24 protein-coding genes and 1 other RNA gene are annotated in these 23,807 nt (G+C 67.9%); 12 read left to right on the forward strand and 13 right to left on the reverse strand.

The annotated features are described in order from the left end of the window. The first annotated feature begins 30 nt into the window (after positions 1 to 30). The 3 genes from NL1_RS17315 (at position 31) to smpB (ending at position 1,976) form a co-directional block, all read left to right on the forward strand. Positions 31 to 1,113: a metallophosphoesterase gene (locus tag NL1_RS17315; RefSeq protein WP_067840602.1), complete on the forward strand. Its 1,083-nt coding sequence runs from the start codon at positions 31 to 33 to the stop codon at positions 1,111 to 1,113. 93 nt (positions 1,114 to 1,206) lie between these two features. Beyond that, positions 1,207 to 1,443, forward strand: a complete 237-nt coding sequence (locus NL1_RS17320) for a WLR motif membrane protein (protein ID WP_067840603.1) — start codon at positions 1,207 to 1,209, stop codon at positions 1,441 to 1,443. A 56-nt stretch (positions 1,444 to 1,499) separates the two neighbouring features. Further along, a complete protein-coding gene (gene smpB, locus NL1_RS17325; protein WP_067840605.1) occupies positions 1,500 to 1,976 on the forward strand; it encodes an SsrA-binding protein SmpB in 477 nt (158 codons plus the stop codon). Between the two features lie 85 nt (positions 1,977 to 2,061). Here the strand turns inward: smpB and NL1_RS17330 are convergent, their stop codons facing one another. Together NL1_RS17330 and NL1_RS17335 are read right to left on the reverse strand one after the other, a co-directional pair. Further along, positions 2,062 to 3,360, reverse strand: coding sequence for an ABC transporter substrate-binding protein (locus NL1_RS17330; protein WP_067840606.1), 1,299 nt, complete (start codon positions 3,358 to 3,360; stop codon positions 2,062 to 2,064). Between the two features lie 50 nt (positions 3,361 to 3,410). After that, on the reverse strand, positions 3,411 to 4,715 hold the full coding sequence (locus NL1_RS17335; protein WP_067840608.1) for an ABC transporter substrate-binding protein: 1,305 nt from the start codon (positions 4,713 to 4,715) through the stop codon (positions 3,411 to 3,413). 699 nt (positions 4,716 to 5,414) lie between these two features. Between NL1_RS17335 and ssrA the strand changes: the two genes are divergently transcribed. Further along, positions 5,415 to 5,783, forward strand: a transfer-messenger RNA (tmRNA) gene (gene ssrA / locus NL1_RS17340). Positions 5,784 to 6,624: 841 nt separating this feature from the next. Continuing rightward, positions 6,625 to 7,638 carry a BtrH N-terminal domain-containing protein gene (locus tag NL1_RS17345; RefSeq protein ID WP_067840610.1) on the forward strand — a complete coding sequence of 338 codons (1,014 nt, stop codon included), beginning with the start codon at positions 6,625 to 6,627 and terminating at the stop codon, positions 7,636 to 7,638. Between the two features lie 258 nt (positions 7,639 to 7,896). On the opposite strand, the gene coaE is transcribed toward NL1_RS17345, so the two are convergent. The 4 genes from coaE to NL1_RS17365 form a co-directional block, all read right to left on the reverse strand. After that, positions 7,897 to 8,664 carry a dephospho-CoA kinase gene (gene coaE, locus NL1_RS17350; protein WP_084510696.1) on the reverse strand — a complete coding sequence of 256 codons (768 nt, stop codon included), beginning with the start codon at positions 8,662 to 8,664 and terminating at the stop codon, positions 7,897 to 7,899. Positions 8,665 to 8,859: 195 nt separating this feature from the next. Next, on the reverse strand, positions 8,860 to 9,159 hold the full coding sequence (locus tag NL1_RS17355) for a nucleoside triphosphate pyrophosphohydrolase family protein (protein WP_067840614.1): 300 nt from the start codon (positions 9,157 to 9,159) through the stop codon (positions 8,860 to 8,862). After that, positions 9,152 to 10,039: a radical SAM protein gene (locus NL1_RS17360; RefSeq protein WP_067840616.1), complete on the reverse strand. Its 888-nt coding sequence runs from the start codon at positions 10,037 to 10,039 to the stop codon at positions 9,152 to 9,154. Before NL1_RS17360 ends, NL1_RS17355 begins: the two co-directional genes overlap by 8 nt. Positions 10,040 to 10,122: 83 nt before the next feature. Further along, positions 10,123 to 11,205: a helix-turn-helix domain-containing protein gene (locus tag NL1_RS17365; protein ID WP_218024442.1), complete on the reverse strand. Its 1,083-nt coding sequence runs from the start codon at positions 11,203 to 11,205 to the stop codon at positions 10,123 to 10,125. 201 nt (positions 11,206 to 11,406) lie between these two features. Here NL1_RS17365 and NL1_RS17370 point away from each other — a divergent pair, with 201 nt between their 5' ends. After that, a complete protein-coding gene (locus tag NL1_RS17370; protein ID WP_067840625.1) occupies positions 11,407 to 12,975 on the forward strand; it encodes an FAD-binding oxidoreductase in 1,569 nt (522 codons plus the stop codon). Between the two features lie 92 nt (positions 12,976 to 13,067). Here NL1_RS17370 and NL1_RS39570 read toward each other — a convergent pair whose 3' ends face one another. Both NL1_RS39570 and NL1_RS17375 read right to left on the reverse strand, forming a co-directional pair. Then, a complete protein-coding gene (locus NL1_RS39570) occupies positions 13,068 to 13,202 on the reverse strand; it encodes a hypothetical protein (protein WP_281180831.1) in 135 nt (44 codons plus the stop codon). Positions 13,203 to 13,248: 46 nt separating this feature from the next. Continuing rightward, on the reverse strand, positions 13,249 to 14,064 hold the full coding sequence (locus NL1_RS17375) for a cyclase family protein (protein ID WP_067840627.1): 816 nt from the start codon (positions 14,062 to 14,064) through the stop codon (positions 13,249 to 13,251). A gap of 192 nt (positions 14,065 to 14,256) precedes the next feature. Between NL1_RS17375 and NL1_RS17380 the strand changes: the two genes are divergently transcribed. Then, positions 14,257 to 15,153, forward strand: a complete 897-nt coding sequence (locus NL1_RS17380; protein WP_245673348.1) for an ADP-ribosylglycohydrolase family protein — start codon at positions 14,257 to 14,259, stop codon at positions 15,151 to 15,153. A gap of 83 nt (positions 15,154 to 15,236) precedes the next feature. Beyond that, positions 15,237 to 16,520 carry a glycosyltransferase 87 family protein gene (locus NL1_RS17385; protein ID WP_067840632.1) on the forward strand — a complete coding sequence of 428 codons (1,284 nt, stop codon included), beginning with the start codon at positions 15,237 to 15,239 and terminating at the stop codon, positions 16,518 to 16,520. Between the two features lie 4 nt (positions 16,521 to 16,524). On the opposite strand, the gene NL1_RS17390 is transcribed toward NL1_RS17385, so the two are convergent. Together NL1_RS17390 and NL1_RS17395 are read right to left on the reverse strand one after the other, a co-directional pair. Beyond that, a complete protein-coding gene (locus tag NL1_RS17390) occupies positions 16,525 to 17,013 on the reverse strand; it encodes a GNAT family N-acetyltransferase (RefSeq protein WP_067840634.1) in 489 nt (162 codons plus the stop codon). 216 nt (positions 17,014 to 17,229) lie between these two features. Continuing rightward, positions 17,230 to 18,666, reverse strand: coding sequence for an amidase (locus NL1_RS17395; RefSeq protein WP_067840638.1), 1,437 nt, complete (start codon positions 18,664 to 18,666; stop codon positions 17,230 to 17,232). A gap of 119 nt (positions 18,667 to 18,785) precedes the next feature. On the opposite strand from NL1_RS17395, the gene NL1_RS17400 reads away from it, so the two are divergent. Together NL1_RS17400 and NL1_RS17405 are read left to right on the forward strand one after the other, a co-directional pair. Continuing rightward, entirely contained in the window at positions 18,786 to 19,952 is a 1,167-nt protein-coding gene (locus NL1_RS17400; RefSeq protein WP_156094908.1) for a hypothetical protein, read from the forward strand. A gap of 162 nt (positions 19,953 to 20,114) precedes the next feature. Continuing rightward, entirely contained in the window at positions 20,115 to 20,402 is a 288-nt protein-coding gene (locus tag NL1_RS17405; protein WP_156094913.1) for a hypothetical protein, read from the forward strand. 18 nt (positions 20,403 to 20,420) lie between these two features. Here the strand turns inward: NL1_RS17405 and NL1_RS17410 are convergent, their stop codons facing one another. Both NL1_RS17410 and NL1_RS17415 read right to left on the reverse strand, forming a co-directional pair. Beyond that, the gene (locus NL1_RS17410; RefSeq protein ID WP_067840644.1) at positions 20,421 to 20,966 is read right to left on the reverse strand and encodes a thioredoxin family protein; all 546 of its coding nucleotides are present in this window, start codon (positions 20,964 to 20,966) and stop codon (positions 20,421 to 20,423) included. A 55-nt stretch (positions 20,967 to 21,021) separates the two neighbouring features. Further along, the gene (locus NL1_RS17415) at positions 21,022 to 21,987 is read right to left on the reverse strand and encodes a threonine/serine dehydratase (protein WP_245673350.1); all 966 of its coding nucleotides are present in this window, start codon (positions 21,985 to 21,987) and stop codon (positions 21,022 to 21,024) included. A gap of 235 nt (positions 21,988 to 22,222) precedes the next feature. Here NL1_RS17415 and NL1_RS17420 point away from each other — a divergent pair, with 235 nt between their 5' ends. Further along, the gene (locus NL1_RS17420) at positions 22,223 to 22,675 is read left to right on the forward strand and encodes a hypothetical protein (protein WP_156094909.1); all 453 of its coding nucleotides are present in this window, start codon (positions 22,223 to 22,225) and stop codon (positions 22,673 to 22,675) included. A 45-nt stretch (positions 22,676 to 22,720) separates the two neighbouring features. Here the strand turns inward: NL1_RS17420 and NL1_RS17425 are convergent, their stop codons facing one another. Next, entirely contained in the window at positions 22,721 to 23,194 is a 474-nt protein-coding gene (locus NL1_RS17425; protein ID WP_067840650.1) for a YiiD C-terminal domain-containing protein, read from the reverse strand. A gap of 228 nt (positions 23,195 to 23,422) precedes the next feature. Between NL1_RS17425 and NL1_RS17430 the strand changes: the two genes are divergently transcribed. Beyond that, positions 23,423 to 23,807 (forward strand): DUF6597 domain-containing transcriptional factor (locus NL1_RS17430; protein ID WP_339379954.1); only part of this gene is annotated, 385 nt, incomplete at its 3' end.

A 23,807-nucleotide genomic window follows, 5' to 3' on the forward strand; every position in this document is an offset into this window, starting at 1 on the left:
TCCGGGGAAATCGGAGTCGCGGAGGTCGGTATGAGTGGTGCGCAGGGAATAGGTCGTCGGGAACTGCTGGCGGGCGCCGCGGGTGTTGCGGCGGGGGCGACGCTGGTCGGCCTCACGCCCGCCCAGGCGGTTCCGGTTGCCACCGGGATCACCAAGTTCGGGCTCTCGGCCCAGCGCACCGCGCGGGTGCTCGTCACCGGCGACGCGGGCACCGGCACGCGCACCCAGTGGGCCGTTGCGGACGCCGCACGGGCCTTCCACGCCCGCGAACCGTTCTCGCTGGCGCTCGGTCTGGGCGACAACATCTACGAGAGCGGCCCGAACAGCGGCGACGACGCACAGTTCGCGACGAAATTCGAGAACCCGAACACCGGACTGGACTTCCCGTGGGCGATGGTGCTCGGCAACCACGACACGAGCTCGGTCATCGGAGGTGACGGTGGCTGGCTGCTGCGCGGCAACCACGAGGTCGAGTACCACGCCAACTCGCCGCGCTGGTGGATGCCGAGCCGCTACTACTCCATCCGGGTGCCCGAGGAACGGCCGGTGGTCGAGTTCTTCGTGCTCGACCTCAACCCGCTGGCCGCCTACCTGCCGCCGCTGTTCACGCCGTACTGGGCGGTCGACGGCGAGTTCATGAACGCCCAGCGCGCCTGGCTGGACCGGGCGATCGCCGAATCGCCCGCGCCGTGGAAGATCGCCTGCACCCACCACCCGTACCTGAACAACGGCCCGCACGGCGATGCGGGCAACTACGAGGGCCTGCCCATCGAACCGCTCAACGGCGTGCACGTGAAGCGGTTCTTCGAGGACCACGTGGTGGGCAAGTGCCACTTCATCCTCTCCGGCCACGACCACTCGCTCCAGGTGCTCGAGCCCACAGCGGCGGCCAAGGGCACGCGCCAGCTCGTATCGGGCGCTGGCGCGAAGACCGTCGGCGCGGAGCCGCGCCGCACGCCGGCCGGCACCGGGACGCCCGCGCTCTACGAGAACTATCACCAGCTGGGCTTCATGGTCATGGACCTCACCCCGGACGCGGTCGACCTCAGGGTCGTCACCGTGGATCCGGCGACGGGCGCGGGCGCCGAGGCCTTCGGCCGTCGCCTGGCGTAGTCGGCGCGCCTCGCGACCCGGCCCACATCACCGAATCACAACACCGCAAGGGGTGGGCCGGTAAAACCAGGCTCCGGCGGTTACCGTGCAGGAATGGCACCCGGTGATGGCCCGCCCGAGGGCGGTTCCGAAACGTCTGGCGGATCGCCGCCGCCCGACGCCCCCGCCCTCGCGCCGCACGGCCCGACGGATCCCGCGGTGGAGTCGGTGTGGTTGGGTCGTCGGCGCACGCCCGTCCACCTCGGCCGCCCGCGCCTGTCCACGCTGCTCATGCTCGCCGCCTTCGTCGCGGTCCTCGTGCTGTACATCGCGCTGCGGCCCGGCGGCTGAGTGCTGAGCACGGCGCCGGAATAAAACGATTGCCGCGTCACTTAGAGTTGACCGTTATGAAGGAAAAAGGGCGCAAGGTCATCGCGACCAACCGCCGGGCGCGGCACAACTACACGATCCTGGATGTCTACGAGGCCGGGATCGCGCTGGTCGGTACCGAGGTCAAGAGCCTGCGGGAGGGCAAGGCCTCGCTGGTGGACGCCTTCGCCACGGTCGACAACGGCGAGGTGTGGCTGCGCGGGCTGCACATTCCGGAGTTCAGCCACGGCACGTGGACCAACCACGCGCCCCGGCGCGTGCGCAAGCTGCTGCTGCACAAGCGAGAGATCGAGCGTTTGGTGGGCAAGTCGCGCGAGGGCAACCAGACGCTGGTGCCGCTGTCGATGTACTTCTCCGACGGCAAGGTCAAGGTCGAGCTCGCGCTGGCCAGGGGTAAGCAGGACTACGACAAGCGCCAGGACCTGGCTCGGCGGACCGCCGAACGCGAAGTCACCCGCGAACTCGGCCGCCGCGTCAAGGGGATGAGCCGCTGAGACCTCGGCCGACGGCGCGGCTACGAAGTAAAGGAACCCCTGGCGCGCTCGAGTCGATCGCACCAGGGGTTCTGTCAGTCTGCTCTCACAACCGCGCGCACGGCCCGTGCAACGTCAGGCGTGGCAGCGTCGGCCCGCGGAAGTCGGGGATGAGCGTGCGCGAACCCATCGGCGAGTTCGCGTCGGGCACGCCGATGACCGCCCGCTGTGCGGTGAGGTCCGGTTCACCCGTGCCGTAGTTGTGCACGGCCGCCATGCCCTCCGAATCCACCGACAGTCCCTCCAGCGCGCCGCGCACACCGGATCGGGTGAGATCGCCCTCCGCCTCGGCGCGGCTCAGCACCGCCTTCATCGGATAGGAGACGGCCCAGCCGAGGTTGTAACCCCAGTTGGACGGCGGCTGCAGGGCGGCCGCGCGGGCATGCTGGGCGCCCACGCTGCGTCCGTCCCAGCCGTCGAAGGGCGAGGTGTAGTTGTACCGCGAGGTGATCGCCGCCGCGACAGGCGTTTTCAGCAGGGCGCCGTTCCAGGTCGGGGTGGAACCGAGGAAACGGCCGTCATAGCCGCCCGCGACGAGTTTGCCGATGATCTCGGCGGTTTCGGCGGGACCGGTGGCCAGCAGCACGACGTCCGGCGGGTTGCTCAGGATTTCGGCGACCGGTCCGTCCTGGTTGCCCACCTCGGCATTCGGGCCGGTGTCGACGCGCGCGGTGACGATCGCGTTGTTCTCCGAGGCCCACCGCAGTGCGCCGTTGGCGTAGTCACCGCCGTAGTTGCCGCGGAAGGCGACGACGGCGAGTGTGCGCGGCCTGGACTGGAATTGGGCGAACCAGTCCAGGCCCATGATCGCCTCGGTGCAGTACGAATACCCCGTGTCCAGCACCAGATTCCGGTCGGTGTCGCGATACTGCCAGCCCGACCAGAGGGTGCCCGCGCCGGTCAGCAAGTCGACCGCGTCCATCTCCGGGAGCACCGAAAGCGTTTGCGCCGTACCGAAACTCATCGCCAATGCCAGAACGTTCGGCTCGATCTGACGGAACTGCTCACGGTGCCGGTGCGGATCGTAAGCGGTGTCCCTTGCGTAGGTCGTGAGGTCGACCTCGTAGTTGCCGATGCCACCCGCCTTGTTGACCTCACGCCAGAAGGCCAGCTGGCCGTCGTTGAGCGCCTTGCCGAGCGGGGAGAACGGACCGTCCTCCAGGTCGGACAGCACGCCGAGATAGATGCAGCCCTTGCTCTTGTCGACCGCCTGCGGGCAGGGCGCGCTGGTGACGCCCTGCCCGGTCTCGGTCGACCCTGTCGAACAGGCCGCCAGTGCGAAGCCGAAGGCGATCGCGGCCGCAGCGGCGCGGAACAGCCTGCGGCGACGGCGGATTGGTCCCAAAGTTCTCTTCTTTCGATGGAGACGAGTGCGTTGCCCGGTGGTCGGCCGGTTCACAGCCGGACACACGGCCCGTGCATCGGCAGTTGCGGCAGGGTCGGTCCGCGGTAGTCGGTGGCCACCGTGCGCGAGCCTAGCGGCGCGGACGCATCCGGGGCACCGATCGCGGCACGCTGGGCCGCATAATCCGGTGGGCCCGCGTTGTAGGTGTGCGGCGCGGCCATTCCCTCGAAGTCGACCGTCAGCGCGTCCTGCGCCGCGCGCACGCCGACCCGGTTCAGCGGGCCCTGCGCCGCGGCCTTCGTGAGCAGCGCCCGCATCGTGTAGGAGGCCGCCCAGCCCAGGCTGTAACCCCAGTTCGTCGGCTCCTGCAGCGCGGCGGCGCGGGCCCTGCGCGCTCCCGTGCTGCGTCCGTCCCAGCCGTCGACCGGCGAGGTGTAGTTGTAGAGCCCCGACAGCGCGGGCGCGGCCGGGGTTTTCAGCAAGGCGCCGTTCCAGGTCGGCGCCGAGCCGAGGAAGCGTCCCTTGTAGCCCGCCGCGACGAGTTTGCCGACGATCTCGGCGGTTTCGGTGGGACCGGTGGCAAGCAGCACGAGATCCGGTGGATTGGCCAGGATTTCGGCGACCGGCCGGTCCTGGTTGCCGACCTCGGTGTTCGGGCCGGTGTCGACGCGCGACGTGACGATCACGTTGTTGTGCGCGGCCCAGCGCAGCGCGCCGTTGGCGTAGTCGCCGCCGTAGTTGCCGCGGAACGCGATGACGGCCAGGTTGTGCGGCCGGTACTGGTGCTCGGAGAACCAGTCCAGACCCATGATCGCCTCGGTGCAGTACGAATATCCGCTGGCCAGCACCAGATTCATGTCGGCTTCGCGATACTCCCAGCCCGACCACAGCGTGCCCGCGGAGGTCACGATGTCCGCGGCGTCCATCTCCTGGAGCGCGGCAAGGGTCTGCGCGGTGCCGAGGCTCATCGCGAGCGCCAGCACGTTCGGTTCGATCTCGCGGAACTCCGCGAGATGCCGGTGCGGATCGTAGGCGGTGTCTCTGGCGTAGGTCGAGATGTCGACCTCGTAGCCGCCGATCCCGCCCGCCTTGTTGACCTCGGTCCAGAACGCCGTCTGCCCATCCTGCATAGCCCTCCCGATCGTGGCGAACGGCCCGCCGCCGAGATCGGACAGCACACCGAGGTAGATGCAGCCCTTGGCCCTGTCGATCGCGTTCGGGCACGGCGCACTGGTGACGCCGGGACCGGTGGTTTCGCTCGGCGCAGAACACGCCGCGGCCAAGACGAGCCCGACGATGATCGGCACCGCCGCGGCATGGAACAGGCGACGACGTCGCCTGTTGGTGTTACCCATTATTGCTCCCTGTTCCGGCCGTCGGACGATCCGAATTCCGGTACGGCCGAACAGGAACAGTACCGGGCAGGGGGTCACCGAGAAGGCGATTTCGCGGTTGCCGTGGCGTCGCTTGGAGGAGGTGTTGGAAGTCGGACGATTGACCGACTTGGGGTAAGGGTGGAAACCCGCAATTCGAAGGCTAATTGAGGATTGGATGATATCGGGTCTATCGGGTGAGCGCTCCTCATGTTTCCGAGGGGGATGGATTGTGGGCGCAGCGAGACCAGGTTGTGCGCCGGGTTCCCGCACGGCCGTGCGCCGATGCCGCGCCTGCGTCAGTTCGGCGGCCCTTTGTCGGACGCGACGAGTCGGAGGGGCGCTGTCGGGAGTCGAGGACTCGCCGCAAGTCTCGAGGCGAGGTGCTCGGCGCTGGCTCCCTCGTCGGCGTTCGGGTCCGGTGGTACGAGGCAGGGCTTTGCGCGAAGGGTCGTCGAGTGTGGGGAGGGGTCTGGTCGACCTGGATCTCGGGCTGGGAACCCTCGCGGCGGTGCTGGCGTTGAACCATCGACACTCGCTCGACGGCGTACCTTCCGCGCGAGACCCTCCCGGTGTGTGATCGGATCTGATCGATATGATCCATAACACGCATAAATAATCGGGATGATCCGGCGTTGGGTGAGTGTTAGCATTACTAGCCCGCAAGGTGCGGGCGCGTACGGGGCTGAACGGTTTCGACTGCGTACGTTGATTCAGGGGAAGCGTGTCGGTGCAGGCAAGAGACCACCGTAAGCGTCGCTGCAACCAATTAAGCGCCGATTCTCATCAGCGCGAGTACGCTCTCGCTGCCTAAGCGATAGCGTCTCTGTCGGCCCGGGATATGCCCTCGGTCCCGGTGCCGGCATCAGCTAGAGGGCTCACCGTCCGACTCGGTCGCGGAGCCGGACGGGACATCGAACAGCGACTGGGATCGTCATCTCGGCTTGTTCGCGTGACCGAGAGATCCGAGCAGAGACATAGCGAACTGCACACGGAGAAGTCCTGAAGACACGGCGGAGGACCCGGGTTCGATTCCCGGCAGCTCCACCCGAGAAGGCGAGTGCTCGTGAAGAGCACTCGCCTTTTTTGCGGGTTCCGCGTGTTTTGTGGGGGCGAAGCCCCCACGCCCCACCCGGAGGGCTTCGCCCCCGGACCCCCGCCTCAAGGTCTGCCTACCCAACGCCGAGCCCCGGACCCCCCTTCGCGCCTGCCTACCCAGTGCCGCGCCCAGGCGTTGTGGTGGTCGGGGTGGGCGTTCGTAGTCGCGGATGCAGCTGCGGCGCGGGCAGATCCAGGCCAGTGAGCGTTCGACGAGGCAACGGCGTGGCAGCACGACGAAGCCGGTCATGGTGTTGCGGCGAACGATTTCCAGCGTGAGATGCAGTTTCTCCCGCACACCCTTTTGGGGGTGTGCTGAGTTCGAAGAGGACCCGACACGCCTCCTGCGAATCTCTTGCGGGAAGGGCATTTCGGACCTCCGACTGCGGGAATGTGATTGCGCCGCCACCAAAATTCACACCGGGCTTTCGGGCTGCAACAGGCAGAGAGGCGATGCCCTGCAGGCCGTCGCCGCGTTCGGTGAACGCTCGTGGTGTCCTCCGGGTGTTTTCGAGGTGGCTCTACGGGCGAATCCCGGCGCGGTTTCCGGATGAATGCCAGCGCACCATCGAAACGACATGTCCGATGCTGACGAATGTTGGCGCGCCGATACAGCGGGGAGTAGATCGACTTCGGGCCAGTGGGTACAGCGTTGGACTCTGCCCCTATGGGAGAGTCCAACATGATGACAGGGCTCTCTCCGCCGCATCAACGAGCGTGGCCTGCGCTCGGCAGCGGCACCGCGAGAAGAGCTGATGACCCGGCTGATCATCCCCGTCCAGGAAAGCATGGCATGACGACGGAAATAGACATTGAAACCCGCGGTATGCAGCACTGCGAGACCACGGCTCTGGGAGTGCTGTTGCGGCAGCAGGGACTCGATCTGTCCGAGCCCATGCTCTTCGGCCTCGGCTCCGGTCTGTCCTTCGTCTACTGGGACAGCAAAACTATGGGCTTCCCCTTCCTCGGGGGACGCGTCAAACCTCTCGATCTCACCAGAAACCTGACCACCAGACTCGGGCTGGAGCTGCTGGTGCAGGAGACCACCTCCCCCCGCAGGGCTTGGGAGAACGTGGTTGCCCTTATCGACGCCGGCCACCCCGTCGGATTGCAGCTCGACAGCTACTACCTGGATTACTTCAAGTCGAAGGTGCACTTCGGCGGTCATGTCGTCGCCATGTACGGCTACGACGATCACAACGCCTATCTGGTCGACACCGACCAGCAAGGCGGAACGGTGTCCACCAGCCTGACCACCCTCGCCGAGGCCAGGGCTGCGCGCGGCCCGATGACCGCCAAGCACCGATCCTTCACCCTCGCCGCTCCGAGGAACCCACTCTCCCCGCGGAGTCAGATCGTTCCCGCCATCACCGCCTGCGCCGACGCCTTCCTCAACCCGCCCATCGCCAACCTCGGCCACCGAGGCATCGAGAAGGCTGGCAAGCTGGTGCGTACATGGTTCCAGCGGGCCGAAGACCCGCAGCGGGACCTGCTGCAGGCTGCCCTCTTGATGGAGAAGGCCGGCACCGGCGGCGCCCTGTTTCGCAACTTCTATCGCGACTTCCTCGCCGAGTGCACCCAACTGATCGACAGCAGCCACCTGCGCACCGGCCACAGGCTATACACCGAGGCAGCCACCCTATGGACGGAAGTCGCCGCATTGATCACACAAGCCGGTGAATCAGGCAATGCACAGTGCCTCGTACAGGCAGGCACCACTCTCTGCGATCTTTCACGCATAGAGCGCGAGGCCATGCAGGCGCTGAGCTGTCTGGGGAGCAAAACCCCAAACACGATCCAGCACTGATGCTCGGTGCGTCTCGGCATGCTTGCCGTACGACCGGGTATGTGCCGCATCTACTTTGGGCACGGCCTCGCCCCCGGATTCCTATAGGGCAACGGCTCGTCGTCACCAGGCGGACGAACCGTGCCCCGGACCCCTGCCCCAGCGCTGCCCACCCAGTGTCGCACCAACGTCGCGACGTTCACCGTTACCGGTGACCTCATAGTGTCCCTTGGGGGCCACGAAGCTCTGGCTCGTCGGAAGCGCGTGCTCGCGGTTCGATCAAGCCTCACGCCATCCGGTGGCTCGGGCCCATTCCTCCATGCGCGGGAAGACCGTCGCGAACCACGGGTCCTTGGCCAGGCCGTATCGAGATGTGTCGGCATCCGTTCCGAACCGGTGTGCGAGGGCCCGTTTGACCGTCAGATACTCCGCGCGGATCTGTGGGTCGGCGCGTAACCAGTCGCGGAACAGCAGCGCGAAGCGCCACCCGGCGGTGCCGTACGGCCGGATGTGCACGTTGGCCGGACGTCCCGGGTCGGCGGACTTGTAGTAGTGCTTTCGCCACTGATCGGGATCGCTGACTGCCCCGTGTGGCTGGTTGCTGTCGATGCCGGGGTGGAAGACGAGGCCTACGTCGATGAGGGCCGGCGACATGGATTCGGCGTCGTCCAGGCTGGTTACGCTCACCTGTAGGTCGATGACATCCTTGGCGGGGAGATCGGGAATCGATGTGGAGCCGATGTGGTCGACCCGCGCACCCGTGGCGTATCGGATTCGCACGGCCAGTCTTTCAGCCTGGCCGGGCCAGGTCGGCTCGGGTGCGACGAGGCGTGGTCGGCCGTAGAGAGCCATGCGGCGCGAGTGGATGTTCCATGCATAGTGGGCAATCCGCTCGGTCCATAGGGTGTCAACCTCGGTCAGCAGCTTTGCGCGGTGACCCACAGTGGTCAACACGATGTCGGCCATCGCTCTATGAGCGGAGTCGTTGTCTATGTGCCCGCCGCTGGCAGCAGCGATGTAAATCACCAGGTGATACGCGAGGGTCATGCCCCTATCGATGCGTGACGCGCCATGGACGAGGACGGTGCCGGCGGGCGCGGCCGGGTTCTGTATTCCGTCCTCGCCGACTTCGAGGCGCCGTGCTCGACGAGCCGACGTATGGCAGTGGTTCTATCGGCATCAAGTCTTCCTATGACACATACCCGCAGCACACACTCATACTAATGACAGCAGATATCGCACTTACCGTGGAAACCCGTCCGGGTACCTGCGTCGCAGCTTCTCCACGTTTCTGGCCGCGACATCCTCGAGAGAGACGCCGAGAGCATTGGCCAGGTGCGCCAGATACCAGAGTACGTCTCCCATTTCTCCGATGAGCAATGTCCGGTCGAGCTGGTCACCATGGAATACGTGCTTCTTGACAAGCTCCGCAACCTCGCCCGATTCGCCGCAGAGGCCGATGGCGCCGAGCAATATGTCCTCTCGTGTCGAGAGGCCGTCGATTGCTGTTCGGCGGACTTCGAGCTGATAGGCATCAAACATTGTCGATGTCGGACTTCGTGACGAACATTCCACATGATGCCTTGACGTCGAAGCCGACGCGCGGGATTATTTTCACTCGACTGCCCGGCAGTGCGTCTTCCATGATGGCGGCGTTGCGCCGCAGGATTTCCTCGGCAGGTTCTTGGCCGACCCTCGGCGAGTGCGGGTTATATCGAACGATATTGACATCGACCCGCAACTGCTTACTGTTGACCATCGCGCAAATATTGTGCACGCTCTCTTCGGAATCGTTCTCGCCGGCGATGAACGCGAAATGCAGGACCGGAATCTTGCGAGTCTTGAGTTGATAATCCCGCAGCATATCGAGAGCGCGATCGGGATCCATCGCCTTGGGTAGCCAACGGCGGCGGAAACGTGGGTCGACCGAATAGATCGAGTAGTAGATATCCGGCGCGTACCCGCCGAAGAGTCTGGCCAGGCTGGGCACCGAGGTGAGCTCATCCGGAAAGATCGAGGAGAACTTCACTCGGGGAACTAGTTCTCTACGCACAGCTTCCATGCTGAGGCGACCGACGAGTTCGGCACCGTTCGCCAAAATATGAGGGTTGGCGAACGGCTCGCCCCGGGCCATGAAATTGAAGTGCACCGTCTCGGCCGGAGTGGCGTGAACGTCATACCAGGAGAGCACTTCCGTTGCTTGGCCGACGATTTCGTCGACAGTCAACTCATCGGCATGCACCTGACCGGTCTGGGTCAAGTGGCACATCCGGCACGCTTTCCGGCATCCCGTCTGCGAGGAGACATAAACGATAAAATAATCCGGTTGGCGCCGGACATATCGTGCCTCGATCATTCCGGACGGGCGGCCAGGTGAAATGAAATTAACCGACGCGTCGAGCGTGCTCTCGCGGATCGCCAACGTTGACCCCTATACTCTGAACTGAATCCAAGTAATCCAAAATACAATAGCAGCAGGGCTATTCTTGTGTCAATGAAATAGCTTCAATTCAGGAGTCCGGCTACGCGTAGTTCGTAAAGCAACCTGGCAGCGGCAACATCGGGACTGGAGATTTCCTGGGTGAATCGAAACAGGGGGATGCCGAACGTGTCGCACAGCAACTCTGCGGCAGCAACGAAATGGCGCTGTATGAGAAAGCTATCCGACACGCCCCAGTTGTCGTCCAATGCCCTGCCTCGGCTCGTCAGAAAGTGACGCCAGATGGGTTCTTGCAACTCGAACAGGACAACCACATCAGGGTTCGGCAGAATTTCCCAGTCGCGTCTGGATATTTCTTCGTATATATCGAAGTAGGGGTCACTCGGTGCGAGAAACCAATCCATTCCTTCCGCGCCGAGAAGTTGGTGGCCGATCTTGTCGTAGTAGGTATCGAGCACAGCGATCCGACCCTGCTCCCGCTCGCGCATCGCCCGGTAATACATCGGCACTCGCATGGCCCGGAACCAGTTCAACGCCGTGAATCCGTTCGCGGTACTCGGGTCGGTCACCGCGGGTGGCCAGTCGTGCGGTTCTTGCAGTGCCACGCCGCCAACCAGGGTTGCGAGCGACGCGCACACAGTGCTCTTACCCGCACCGGGCAGCCCGATAAAGGCGATGAATTTTCCCGTCACCCCGATAATCCTATCGTCCGCACCGGCATACAGAATCTGCCTGAATTCGATGCGGCGAAGGGCGGCAACCGCAATCGAGGCCGAGGACTCCATTCCAACGGTCAGACAGCTTTGGCCGCGCCAACGAGCCCCTGAGACGCCCCAGCGCCTCCACAGGCGACGACGCGGCGACGCCCCGGAGTCGTAAACGATGTCGCGCCGTGTCTGGTCGCTCGTGTCAGGCGGCGTCGGTGTGGTGGCTGGTGAAGTTGACTCGGGCGTCGTCGGTGTCGAGGGCGATGTTGAGGGTGGCGTCGAGGGCATCGGCGAGTTTGGCGAGCAGGGGAGGGTTGGCACGGTGTCGGAGCCTTCGATGCGCGAGATTTTGGCTTGGGTCAGGCCGGCGCGTTCGGCTAGGTCGGCTTGGGTAAGTCCGACTTCGGTACGACGGTCGTAGACGGCTTTGGCCAGTGCCATGGAGAGCTGGATTTCGCGACGGGTCTCGGTGACGTCTTCGTGCGCCGGTCCTCGCTTTCGAGGTCGGCGCACGGCGGCGTTGGCGAGGACCCGAGTTGCCGAGCGGCTCGTGCTGTCGAACCGGTCGCCTTTTGCCCGTGGGCGTTTCGGGGATACCGTGTGGCTGCTCGTTTTGGATGTGCACAGCTAGGGGAAAACTTCATGGCACTGTCGCGGCGACGGTTCTTGGCGGCGTCGGCGGTAGGCGGGGCCGCGGCCGTGGTGGGGGCGCCGGAGGCGGCGGCGGACGAGGTGCGGGTGGTGGGGGCGGGGGATTCGGAGTATCTGCCGCTGACTTTGCGTGGGTACAACCGGCGGTTCGCGGCGCGGCCGGAGCAGATTTATGTGCCGACGTCGGCCGAGCAGGTGCGGGTTGCGGTGGGGCGGGCGGCGGCGGCGGGGTCGCGGCTTGCGGTGCGGTCGGGCGGGCACTGTTTCGAGGACTTCGTCGACTCGGCGCACACGCGGTCGATCATCGATCTCGGGCAGATGAATCAGGTGCGCTGGGACGCGGCGCACCGGGCGTTCTCGGTGGACGCGGGCGCGGAACTGGGCGCGGTGTACGAGGCGCTGAATCGGCGGTGGGGCGTCACGATTCCGGCGGGGATCTGCCTCGGGGTCGGCATGGGCGGGCATGTCAGCGGCGGCGGGTACGGACCGCTGTCGCGGCGGCTCGGGTTGGTTGCCGACTACCTGTACGGGGTCGAGGTCGTCACGGTCGATGCCGAGGGTGCGGCCAAGGTGGTGGTGGCGACCAAGGACGGACCGGACGCGGATCTGTGGTGGGCGCATACCGGCGGTGGCGGCGGCAATTTCGGTGTGGTGACGCGGTTTCTGCTGCGCGCGCCGCAATCGGATGGCGCGGATCCGGCGACGGCACTGCCGAAACCGCCCGGCACGATGCTGCATTCGCGGGTGGTCCTGCCGATGATGAGCGAAGCGGCATTCGTGCGACTACTCGGGAACTACCTGGCGTTCTTCGAACGTCACAGCGCGCCGGGCAATCGGTTCGCGGGACTATACGCGCCGTTGAGCTTCCGGACGGTCGGCACCGGGTTCGCGCAGTTGCTCGTGCTGCTCGACGCCGATTCCGCCGACGCCCGAGCGCAATTCGACGAGTTCCTCGGTGCGGTGCTCGACGGTGTGGATGCCGTTCCGGTCGTGCAGCCGGTCGTGCAACTGTCCTATGCGGACACCGTGGCGCAGGTGTACTACCCGAAAGGTCCGCTGCCGCCGCGGGTCAAGGTGAAGGCCGCCTATCTGCGGCGCGCGTACTCCGAGGACCAATTGCGCGTGTTCTACCGGTATCTGACCGATCTCGCGGTGCTCGGCGAGACGGAGGTCGAGTTCTTGCCCTTCGGCGGGGCTGTCAACGCTGTCGAGCCGGATGCCACGGCGATTCCTGCGCGAAATTCCTTCGCGCAGATGCTTGTTCACACGGCATGGCGACTACCCGAAGGCGACGAGCAGCATCTGCGCTGGGCGCGTGCGCTGTTCGGCGAGGTGTACGCGGCGACCGGCGGCGTCCCGGTTCCCAACGTGGACAACGGCGGCAGTTACGTCAACTACCCCGACCCCGATCTGGCCGACCCGCGCTGGAACACCTCCGGCGTGCCATGGCACCGCTTCTACTACGGCGACAACTACCCGAAGCTGTTGCGCATCAAGCAGAACTGGGATCCGCGCGGCGTTTTTCAGCACGCCTTCTCGATCGGGCGATCGGACTGGTAGTGATCGATTCACCTAGTTCGGAACCGCGCTCGGTCACGGGCAGCACCGGCAGGGACAGCGGGACCATGGCCGCGAGCACTACCGGGCCGTGATCAGTTGACCCGTCCGCGAAGGCGCAGGCCAGCGACGACAGGCCGAACAAGAAAAGCGGCGAGCAGGATCCGCTTGCGGCCGTAGCGGTCGCCGAGCGCGCCCGCGGGCAGCATGAACGCCGCGAGCCCCAGCACCTGAAGCTCAGGCGGTCTTCGGATCGATGGGCGCTCGCACCAACACTCACGTAAGCGCGAGCACCCGGCACGGCCCGCCGGTCCCGCCGAGATGCTTGGGCGCCCCGATCACCACGGTCGCTCCCGAGGCGGGCGCCGCCCCGAGATTCGCGAGCATCTCCACCCCGTAGCGCCCCGCGCCCAGAATCGCGGTGTGCGCACCGTGATCGCGGCTGAGTGCGTGGTCCAGGCTCAGCGTGTCCACACCGACGCCGACGACTCCGCACCGCTGCACCAGATACGCGGCGGCGTCGGGGGCGATGCCCGGCGCGTGCGGCACGCCCTGGGCGTCGAGATTGAGGAAGGCCGCCGCGTCATCGATGCGGCGCTCCCAGCCGGAATGCATGGCGACGAAAGCGCGTTCGGGAATGCGGCCGTGCTCGGTCTGCCAGTCCTCGATGTCATCGATGGTGAGCGCCGCGTCGGGGTCGTGCTCGGCCCGCGTGCTGATATCGATGACCACCAGCGGCGCAACGAGATCCGTGACGGCGAGCGCGTCGGTGGTCACGCCGCCCGGCACGCGATGCGCGGGCGCGTCGAGGTGGGTGCCGGAGTGTTCCCAGAAAGCGAGCGCGTTCTGGCCGAAGCCGCCGAGGGCGTGCCAGGCGACCGGGATCGTCGTGAACGGCGGCGTGCCAGGCCAACTCGGCAGCCGCGGGCTGAGAGTGTGGGTGAGGTCGAGCACGCCGCGCGATGCCGGGACGGCACGTGCAGGCGGCGCGGCGGCAGTGAGGGCGGTGAGGCCCGCGGCGGCGAAGAGCGCGCGGCGGGTGGGGCGGGCGGCGTTCTCGTGGGCGAGTTGGACGATGCGGGGCGCGCACATGTCAGCGATTCCGGTACTGCGGCATGGTGGGTCCTCACTGTCGGCGCTGGCGGGTCGGGGCGGATCGGTAAGTCGGGGCGGCGACCTCCTCGACGGCCGCGAGCCCGTCGACCTCGAGCGAAGATAGCCGGTGCCGGTCGCCGCGGCCTCGATAGCTGGCGAATGTCGCTGCGGCTGGGCAGAATTGCGCGGGTGATCGCCGACCGCCTTTCTCGCGCCGTCGCGTCGCTGCGCGGGCTCACCGTCGGCGACGCGTTCGGCGGCTGCTTCTTCGTCCCCGACAACCTGTCCGCGCTCCGGGCCCGCGCATTGCCGCCGGACCCCTGGTGGTGGACCGACGACACCGAGATGGCTTGCTCGGTAGTCGCCGTTCTGCTCCGGCTCGGCCGCGTCGACCAAGACGCGCTCGCCGCCTCCTTCGCCGAGCACCACGATTTCGACCGCGGCTACGGCCCGAGCGCCAATCGCATGCTCCGGCTCATCCGCCAGGAAGGCGGGGATTGGCGCGCACTGGCGACCGAGGCGTTCGGCGGGAAAGGTTCCTGGGGAAACGGCGCGGCCATGCGGGTGGCTCCGCTCGGCGCGTACTTCGCGGAGGATCTGGACCGGGTGATCGAGGAGGCGGCGGCCTCGGCCGAGATCACCCACGCCCATCCCGAGGGCGTCGCGGGTGCGATCGCGGTGGCGCTCGGTGCGGCCCTACCGACCGCCCGCGGTGCGGATCTGCTCGACGCGATTGCCGCCCGCACCCCGCCGGGTGCGGTGCGCGACGGGATCACCGCGGCGCGCGGCCTGCTCCACGCCGATCCGGCAGCGGCCGCTCGCGCGCTCGGCAACGGACGCGACGTATCGGCACCCGACACCGTGCCGTTCTGCCTGTGGGTCGCCGCTCGGTTCGACGATTTCGCCGAGGCGTGCTGGGCCACCGCGAGCGCGGGCGGCGACGTGGACACGACCTGCGCCATCGTCGGCGGCATCCTCGGTGCGCGCGAGGCCGCAATCCCCGACGAATGGCTGCGGCGGTGCGAAGAACTGCCGGACTGGGCGGGCGTCACCCTCGACGGGTCTGTGCTGCGGCTGAGGCGGTAGCTACCGGCTGGCAATCTGCGGAGCGGCACCGAGCGCGCGCCACCCGTCGAACACCGGCGCGCAGGTCGGTATAGTCGCCGCGGATGAGTAGTTCCGCCGCCTGTGATGTGCCGATGTCGTCGACCCGCCGGTTCGGGCGTGTGGTCTGGCTTGTGCCTGCGCTGCTCGTAGTGTTCACGGCACTGTGTCTGACGCAGCCACTCTGGCCGTTCAAGGAGATCACCGGCGGCTTCATCGACCTGCAGGTCTATCGCCTCGGCGTCGAAACGCTGCGCGACGGCGGCGACATGTACGGGCAACTCCCGCAGACCACCATCGGCATCGGACTGCCCTTCATCTATCCGCCGTTCGCCGCCTTGGTGCTCGCGCCGTTCGCGCTGCTGCCCTGGGATGTCGCGGCGTTCGCCTTCTTCGTCACCTCGGTGGCGGCGCTGACGCTGACGCTGTACTTGGTCGCCCGGCGGATCTGGCCGGGCGAGAGTGCGCGCCGGGTCGCGCTGTTCGCCACCGCGTGCGCGGCGCCGCTCGCCATGCTGCTGGAACCGACCAGGTCGACGCTGGATTTCGGGCAGGTCAACCTGTTGCTGATGGCGCTGGTCGCGGCCGACTGCCTGACCGAGAAGCCGAAGTGGCGGCGCGGCATGCTGATCGGCATCGCGGCGGCGATCAAGCTGACGCCCGCCGCGTTCGTCCTGTTCTTCCTGGTTCGCCGCGACTACAAGTCGGCGATCACCGCCGCGGCCACCGGCGCCGCCGCGACCGCACTCAGCTTCCTCGTGCTGCCGAGCACCTCGGCGAAGTACTGGTTCGGCGGGCTCGGCAATGTGGACGGTCTGAGCGGCTCGGCCTTCCACACCAACCAGTCGATCCAGGCGGTGCTCGCCCGGCTGCGGGTGCCCGAACCCACCTTCACCATCGTCTGGCTGGTCGCGGGCGCGGCTCTGCTCGCGCTGGTCGTGCTCGCGATGCGACGGGCGGCTGCCGCTCCGGCACTCGCGCTGGCCATCAACGCGGTCTTCACCCTGCTCGTCTCGCCGATTTCGTGGTCGCACCACTGGATCTGGATCGCGCCCGCACTGTTCGGCATGATCGGCTACGCGATCCAGCTGCCGCTACGGCGTGCGCTCGGCTGGTACGCGGTGGCCGTGGGCACCGGCGCGGTGTTCGTCTACGGGCCGCAGAACTGGCTACCCAACGGTGAACAGCGCGAGTCGCTGTGGACGCCATGGCAGCACGTGATCGGCAATACCTACGTGTGGCTCAGCGTGCTGCTGGTGTTGCTGTTCCTGGCGACCTCCCGTCGCGCAGCATCTCCCGCGTCCTCCGCCGCACCCGTCCGGGAGGAAGCGCCGCAGCCGGTTTCATGACCGGCTACGCATCGGGGAGCAGCGCGCGCAGCATCTCGGTCTCGATGCGCGAATCTGCGACAGAGCACGGACGGCTACGGCCGGTCCTGCGGAATCCCATGCGTTCGTAGAGCGCTTCGGCGCCGCGGTTGCCCTCCAGCACCCACAGCCGCAGTTCGTCGTGTCCGGCCGCGCGCGCCGCACCGACGACGGCGTCGACCAATCGGTCCGAGGCGCCGGTGCCGCGCGCGGACGGATCGACCCACATCGAGACGAGCAGCGGTCCGTCCTCGGCGTTGTGCACCAATGCCGCCGACCCGACGACGCCGCCCGCACGCTCGGCGACGACGAGGACCCGGTCGGAAACCCATTGCCGCCATTGCCGATCGGGCCAGGTGGCGGCCTCGTCGAAGGTGGAGCCGAAGGTGCCGGGCGGTGAGCCTGCCAGCGCGGCCAATCGGATGTCGCGCCCGATGTGCCACTGCTCGACGGGGACGGTGCGGAGGGTGATCATCGGCCGATCTCCGGAGCGGTGTGGGGCGAACCGACTTTGGCGCTGCCTACCGCCCGGTGTAGAGGAGCCGGGCGGGGCAGCCGCGATTGATTCAACGGTGCGTTCCTGAGCCGAGGACCCCCGGTTCTCTGTGATTCCGCTGAGAATCGCGCAGGTCAGGCCAGTTCGGCCAGTCAGTCGTGCATCCAGGACAGCGCCGTCTCGCCGCCGCCGCCATCAGAGAGTCGGCGCGACGGCGTCCACATCTTCCGGCCAGCGCTGCGCCCACGGCCTGGCCTTTTCGATTTGGGCTGCGACGCGCAGGATTCCGTGTTCGTCGTTCGGTCGGCCGATCAGCTGGACACTGAGCGGCAATCCGGAATCCGACCAACCCGCGGGGATCGCGGCGGCCGGATTGCCGCACACGTTCCACATCGCGGTGTAGGCGGTCATCGGCAAGCTGCGCAGTATCGCGTGCACCGCGCCCGCGCCGTCCAGCCTGCCGATCGGCGGCGGCAGGTGCGGCAGGGTCGGGGTCAGCACCAGGTCGTAGCGCTCGAAGACGCGGTTGACTCGCGCGGCGATGCGTTCGCTCTGGCCCTCGGCCCAGCGCTGGAGCGGCTCCGGCGCGAGCAGGCGCGCGGCGGCCGCGAGCGTCCTGGTGCGCTGCTCGAGCAGGTCGGGGCGGTCCACGCGCTCGGCCTCCGCCCTGATGCCGCCGAGGAACTGCGGAGAGAAGGCGGGGGTGGCCTCGGGCAGGTCGACCTCGAATTCCTCGACGTCGTGGCCGAGATCGGTCAGGGTGTCGGCCATCGAACGCAGCGCGGCGGCACACTCGGGCGCCAGGCGGGTCAGTGGCACGGCTGAGCGCGACGACACGGCGATCCGCAGCGGCTTCGGGGGCGAGAGCTCCGCGAACGGGCTCATCGGCGCAGGCACGTGCCAGCGGTCTCCTGCGCCGCTGCCGCTGATGACGTCGTAGAGCAGCGCGCTGTCGGCGACCGAGCGGGTCAGCACGCCGAGCACGCCGAGCGCACGCCACAGATCGCCGTGCGGCGCGGTGCTGACCCGGCCCCGCTGCGGCTTCAGGCCGAACAGTCCGCAGCAGGCCGACGGGATCCGGATCGAACCGCCGCCGTCGCCGCCGGTGGCCGCCGCGACGACGCCCGCCGCGACCGCCGCCGCCGATCCGCCGCTGGAGCCGCCCGTGCTGCGGGTGGTATCCCAGGGATTGCGCGTGTAGCCGTGTGCGGCGGACTCGGTGAACGGCCAGGTGCCGAATTCCGGCATCGCGGTCTTGCCCACGATGATCGCGCCCGCCGCGCGCAGCCGTCGGACGATCTCCGCGTCGGCCGCGGCCGGGGTGGTCACCGCGGCGCCGCCGTAGGTGGTGCGGACTCCCGCGACGTCGACCTCGTCCTTGATGGCGATCGGGACGCCGTGCAGGGGGCCGAGCGGGCGTCCGGCCGCCAGATCCTCGTCGCGGGTCCGGGCTTCCGCCAACGCCTCGTCGGCGAGCACGGCGATGAAGGCGTTGAGCCGGGGCTGTAGGCGGTCGATGCGCGCGAGGGTCTGTTCGGTGAGCTCGACCGCCGAGATCAGACCGGTCCGGATGGCTTCGGCCTGGCCGAGCACGCCGGTGTACCGCGGTCGGTCGCCGAGTTGCTCGCTCATCGGGTTCCTCTCGTGGCCCGGGCGCGTTCACGTGGACGCGCGTTCAGTTGTCCGAATTACATGCCTCGCGGTGAGACGTGTCAAGGGTGGTGGCGGCGGCGCGGGTGATACTGGCCCGTGTGACCATGATCGCCGTGCTGCGCCGGCTGCTCGCTCTCCTCGTGATCGTCGGCTCCGCCGCGGCGCCGATGGCGCTGACGCCGCTCGCGCAAGCCGGTCCGTTGACGGATTGCGGATGGAGCAGGCGGATCGGCGCCGACACCCTGAACGTCGCGCTGCCCGACACCTTCGCCAACTACTGGATGGCCGCGGTACCCGCGCTGCCCGCCGAGGGGCTCACGCTGCGCGGCCGGTATCCGCACGGCCGGTACATCTCGTTCACCAGCTACCAGGGTTCGCGGACCCTGGACGGCCTGGACGATCTGCGCATCGAACCGGATCCGGGTAGTACCAATCCGTTCCGGCCGGGCGCGGACCGCACCGCGACCGAACGCTCCTTCACCGTGCGAGTGCTGCCCGGCCCGCGTCCCACGCAACCCGCGCCGAACACCCTCTACGCGGATTCCGGTCTGGCGCTGATCATCTACCGGGTCTACCGCACCGACGAGGGACGCGATCCGCTCGGCGGGGAACCGCTGCCGGAGATCACCGTCCACCGCACCGACGGGCCGCGCCTGCTCCCCGCCTGTGCGGCGGACCAGGGGGCGCCCGACACCTCTGCCGTGCACCTGTCCAGCGGACCGCGGCTGCCCGCGGGCGTGCCGGGCCCCGGCTATCGCACGTGGTCCAGGACCAGCGGCGACGGCGTGTTCGCGAATCCGGACAACACCTATCTGGCCTCGCGCGTCGCGCCGCGGGCGGGACAGATCGCGGTTGTCCGCGCGCAGCTGCCGACCACCCCCGCGACCTTCGGCGGCCAGCCGACCATGGCGCCCGCGCAATTGCGGTACTGGTCGATGTGCGCGAACGAGCTTGCCAGCACCCGTGTTTCGGCCTGCGTTGTCGACGACGAGACGCCGGTCGACGAGCGCGGCTGGTTCACCGTCGTGGTCTCCGATCCCGCCGACCGGCCCGCGAACGCCACCCGTGACTGCGGCGTCGCCTGGCTGCCGGCCACCGGATTCGAGACCACCCTCCTGATGCGGAATATGTTGCCCGACACGGATTTCGAGCATTCCATTCAACGCGCGCCGGAGGCCGACCCGGCCGCGGGCATGGGATCCTACTATCCGCGTACCGAGCTCGTGACCACCGCGGAGTTCGGGGCGACCGGCTGCGCTCGCTGAGGTGTAGACCGCTGAGGATGATCTCCTGGCCGGAAATATCGAGACCGGTCGCTACGGTTCGCGAAAAATGCTGCACCACAATGTTTCCGGCCGGAACGGGGTACGATCTTTGCGGCGTTCTCGAACCGTCGCTGACATTCGAAGAGGGGTACGGCTGTGAGCATGATTCTCGCTACGGCACATGACGTGTACGGCACAGTTCTGGCCCAGATCGGCAATCCGTCCCCGGAGGCACCGCCCATCTCGGACTCGATCCTCCAGATGGTCAGCTACCTCACCTGGTTCGTGCTGCTTTCCGGAATCGCCGCCATCACCTACGCGGGCGGCCGGTTCGCCTGGGAGAAATGGTCCGGCGGCGGCCTCCAGTCGCCGAAGATGGTGGCCGGAGCCATGATCGGCGGCACCGTCGCCACCAGCGCGGGCACCATCATGAACGCGGTCATCGGCTGAGGCCGAGCCCGGCGTAGCTCAGTCGGCGCGCCACTTGATGGAGCAGCCCATACTCGGACGGTGCGGTTCCGGCACCGATTCGCCGGCGAGCACCGCGGCGAGCGCGGCGCGCAGTTCGCCGCCGGTGACGGGTTTGCCGTTGCCCGGGGTGGATTCGTCGAACGCGCCCCGATACGCCAGCGCGAGGCGAGCGTCGTAGAGGAAGAAGTCGGGAGTGCATGCCGCGCCGAAAGCGCGCCCCACTTCCTGTGACTCGTCGATGAGGTACGGGAACGACCACCGCGCCCGTTTCGCTTGGGCGCGAAGACCTTCCGGCTTGTCGTTCGGGTAGGCGTCCGCGTCGTTGGTGCAGATGGCCACCGTGGGCACGGTCGAAGCGCCGATCACCGCGCCGAGTTCGTCCTCGATGTGCCGGACATACGGGCAGTGATTGCAGGCGAAGACGACCAACAGGCCGGGTCCGTTCGCGTAATCGGACAGCCGGTGTATCCGGCCGTCCAGATCGGGCAGGGCGAAATCCGGGGCGGGCGTGCCCAGGGGGACCATCAGGGATTCGAGTGCCATATCTGCCTCCGTCCGGTTCTCTTCGAGGGTAGTGGGTGAGGTAGGGCGGATACGCCTAGCTCGTGAGATCGCCGGGATCGGTGTTGGCGCCGCACAGCACGACGCACACCCGCTCCCCGGGTGCGGGGTGGTAACCGCCGCCGGTCAGCGCGGCCATGGCGGTCGCCGCGGCGTGTTCGACCGCCAACCGATGCTCCGCCCAGAGGGCCCGGCGGGTAGCGATGATCTCCTCGTCCGAGACGAGCACCGACACCGAGTCCGCCGCGCGCGCCGCGGTGAGGGCCAGCTCGGTGACGCGACGTGCGCCGAGCGCGTCGGCGGCCACCGAGTCGACCGCGACGTCGACCGGCGCGCCCGCCGCGAGCGCGGCGTGCAGCGCACGACAGTTCCGCGGTTCCACGGCCACCACGCGGACACCGTAATGGGCTGCGGCGGTGGCGATTCCGGCGAACAGGCCGCCGCCGCCCACCGCGACGACGACGGTGTCGAGGCGGGGCAGCTGCCGATGGATCTCGGTCAGCAGGGTGCCAGCGCCCGCCGCGATGAGCGGGTTGTCGTAGGCGTGCGAGAGCAGCGCGCCGCTGGACTCGGCGAAGGCGTGGCAGGCGGCGAGCGCGTCGGCGTACTGGTCGCCGACCAGCCGGACGTCCGCGCCGTAGCCGCGCAGCTTGTCGATCTTCACCGGGGGCGCGGTGGCCGGCAGGAACACCGTGGCGGGCACGTGCTGGCTGCGTGCCGCCCAAGCGCAGGCCAGGCCCGCGTTGCCGCCGGAGGCGATGGTGACGCCGCTCTCGGGCAGGCTGCCCGCCTCGCGATGCGTCAGCAGGAAGTTCTGCGCGCCTCTCGCCTTGAACGATCCGGTGTGCTGGAGGAATTCGAGGGCCAGCCAGAGGCGAGGCGAGTCGCCGTCCGCCGGGTCGCCGGGGGCGATCGTGACGGGTCGCACGCGCCCGGCGATGCGTTCGGCGGCGGCCTTGATGTCGGCGTAGTTCAGGTCCATCGGGCTCCGGTTCGGGTCCATCGGGCTCCTTCGAACGCGATCATAGCCAGCCGCGCGCCCCGCGGTGCCCAGCTCGAATTCCGGCCGCCGGACATTCGTTTTTGCCGATCAATTGCGCAAATACGGCGCGGATTACCGGGTAGGCGCAGGAGAAGCTGTCATGCTCTCTTCGTTCGCTGATCCGACCCGCTGCCTTGGGCGCGGGATGACGAGAGGTCGATCTGTGAAATCGAGTTGGATGGCGGCGCCTGCGCTGTTGGCCGTCGCGGTGTCGGGGTGTTCCGGCGACACGTCGGCCGATACCGCCGCTACCTCGTCCGCCGCGCCGGCGGATACGGTGGGGGCGATGGCGACCGCCGCGCCGCGGGACAGCGATCTCGTGGGCGTTCGCATTCCGCTCGGGGAGACGAAAAAAGTGCCGATCCCCGCAGGCGCAATCATGGAAATCACGGTTCCCGCGGAATGGGGCGCCGCGGTCGACAGCGTGCGCTGCACGGTAACCGACAGCAGCGGCCGGAACGAGGATCTGAGGTCGTCGGAACCGAAGAAACAAGAGAAGATCGCGGGCAAACCGTGGGTCACGCTGTGGACCTTCTCCTCGCCGCCCGCCACCGAGGTCACCGTCGGCTGCCAGGACGCGGACAACGCGGTCACCGACGCGCAACTGCGCTATGTCCGCGTCGTCCCGCGCGGGCTGCATCCGAACTGAGCCCACCGTGGCGGCGCGGGCCGCCGCAACGGTGGCGCACTCGCGCTACTTGCCGTGGGCGCGCAGCTGATAGAGGCCCTTGGTCACCGCGACGGTGTTGCCGTCGGCGTCGGTGACCACGGCCTCCAGCGTGAAGTCCGATTTTCCGCGCTCGGCCGCCTCGGCCTCGATCCGCGCGATCTCCTCCTCCGGCAGCGTGGCCTCGGCGCGCAGCTGGGACTTCGCCATGCCGACGAACTTGATCTCGAAACCCTTGACCAGCGGGTAGTAGGCGGAATTGTCGAAAGTCGCCACCGCGATGGCGCCGCCGAGCACCTCGGCGACGGTGAACTGCACGCCCGCGTAGATCACCCCGAAGTGATTGCCGTTGCCCTCCAGCGGCACCGTGGTCGCGGCGAATCCGCGGCGCACCTCGACCGCCTGGACACCCATCTTGGCGGCCGCGGGGATGGTGAACTCCAGGGCGCCGTTGATGATGTCGACGAACGGAGGGGCGTCGTCGGTGCTGTTGCCGGTCATGCGGACCGATTCCTTTCGCGCGTGCGGTCCGGCGCGCCATCGTCCGCGCGGCGTCCGCGCGCCTGCCCGCGGACCTCGTCGTCCATGATTCACCGGTCCCGTCCTCGACGAGGGCGGGTGCCCTCAGATTAGGAAACGGGCGGTGCCCTCCGCAATCGGCCGCGGCGGTCGACGCCGCGCGAGTTTCGGCGACGAGCGCTGTCGGTGCGCCTGAGTAGCCTCGCAACCGTGGGTGACGACCTGATCGGCTACCGCGAGCGCCCTTCGCGACTGGGCGGCGCCGTGGTGTGGACGCGGACCGTGACGCGCGTCGAGGAACCGCTGCCGGTCCTGCCGGACGGTTGCATGGACCTGCTGTGGCGGGACGGCACGCTGCTCGTCGCGGGCCCGGACACCACCGCGCATCCTGCGGGCAGCCCGACGGCGACGCAGTACGCGGGCGTGCGGTTCTTTCCCGGCACGGCCCCCACGCTGCTCGGCGTGCCCGCACACGAATTGCGGGACCGGCGAGTCGAACTGACGGATCTGTGGCCCGCGGCGACCGTGCGCGAGCTGGCGGGCCGGGTCTCGGACGCGCCCGACCGGGCCGCCGCGCTGGAGGCGATCGCGTTGC

This window comes from Nocardia lijiangensis NBRC 108240 (genome assembly GCF_001613045.1).
In the GTDB taxonomy this organism is placed as follows: domain Bacteria; phylum Actinomycetota; class Actinomycetes; order Mycobacteriales; family Mycobacteriaceae; genus Nocardia; species Nocardia lijiangensis.

Excerpts from the sequence above, each read along its gene's own strand:
- NL1_RS17370 (WP_067840625.1), top strand. The coding sequence starts at position 11,407 with ATGGCACTGTCGCGGCGACGGTTCTTGGCGGCGTCGGCGGTAGGCGGG.
- NL1_RS17415 (WP_245673350.1), bottom strand. The coding sequence starts at position 21,987 with ATGGACCCGAACCGGAGCCCGATGGACCTGAACTACGCCGACATCAAG.
- NL1_RS17315 (WP_067840602.1), top strand. The coding sequence starts at position 31 with ATGAGTGGTGCGCAGGGAATAGGTCGTCGGGAACTGCTGGCGGGCGCC.
- NL1_RS17405 (WP_156094913.1), top strand. The coding sequence starts at position 20,115 with ATGATTCTCGCTACGGCACATGACGTGTACGGCACAGTTCTGGCCCAG.
- NL1_RS17335 (WP_067840608.1), bottom strand. The coding sequence starts at position 4,715 with ATGGGTAACACCAACAGGCGACGTCGTCGCCTGTTCCATGCCGCGGCG.
- NL1_RS17365 (WP_218024442.1), bottom strand. The coding sequence starts at position 11,205 with ATGGCACTGGCCAAAGCCGTCTACGACCGTCGTACCGAAGTCGGACTT.
- NL1_RS17345 (WP_067840610.1), top strand. The coding sequence starts at position 6,625 with ATGACGACGGAAATAGACATTGAAACCCGCGGTATGCAGCACTGCGAG.
- NL1_RS17410 (WP_067840644.1), bottom strand. The coding sequence starts at position 20,966 with ATGGCACTCGAATCCCTGATGGTCCCCCTGGGCACGCCCGCCCCGGAT.
- NL1_RS17395 (WP_067840638.1), bottom strand. The coding sequence starts at position 18,666 with ATGAGCGAGCAACTCGGCGACCGACCGCGGTACACCGGCGTGCTCGGC.
- coaE (WP_084510696.1), bottom strand. The coding sequence starts at position 8,664 with ATGACCCTCGCGTATCACCTGGTGATTTACATCGCTGCTGCCAGCGGC.
- NL1_RS17320 (WP_067840603.1), top strand. The coding sequence starts at position 1,207 with ATGGCACCCGGTGATGGCCCGCCCGAGGGCGGTTCCGAAACGTCTGGC.
- NL1_RS17355 (WP_067840614.1), bottom strand. The coding sequence starts at position 9,159 with ATGTTTGATGCCTATCAGCTCGAAGTCCGCCGAACAGCAATCGACGGC.
- NL1_RS17425 (WP_067840650.1), bottom strand. The coding sequence starts at position 23,194 with ATGACCGGCAACAGCACCGACGACGCCCCTCCGTTCGTCGACATCATC.
- NL1_RS17385 (WP_067840632.1), top strand. The coding sequence starts at position 15,237 with ATGAGTAGTTCCGCCGCCTGTGATGTGCCGATGTCGTCGACCCGCCGG.
- smpB (WP_067840605.1), top strand. The coding sequence starts at position 1,500 with ATGAAGGAAAAAGGGCGCAAGGTCATCGCGACCAACCGCCGGGCGCGG.
- NL1_RS17390 (WP_067840634.1), bottom strand. The coding sequence starts at position 17,013 with ATGATCACCCTCCGCACCGTCCCCGTCGAGCAGTGGCACATCGGGCGC.
- NL1_RS17375 (WP_067840627.1), bottom strand. The coding sequence starts at position 14,064 with ATGTGCGCGCCCCGCATCGTCCAACTCGCCCACGAGAACGCCGCCCGC.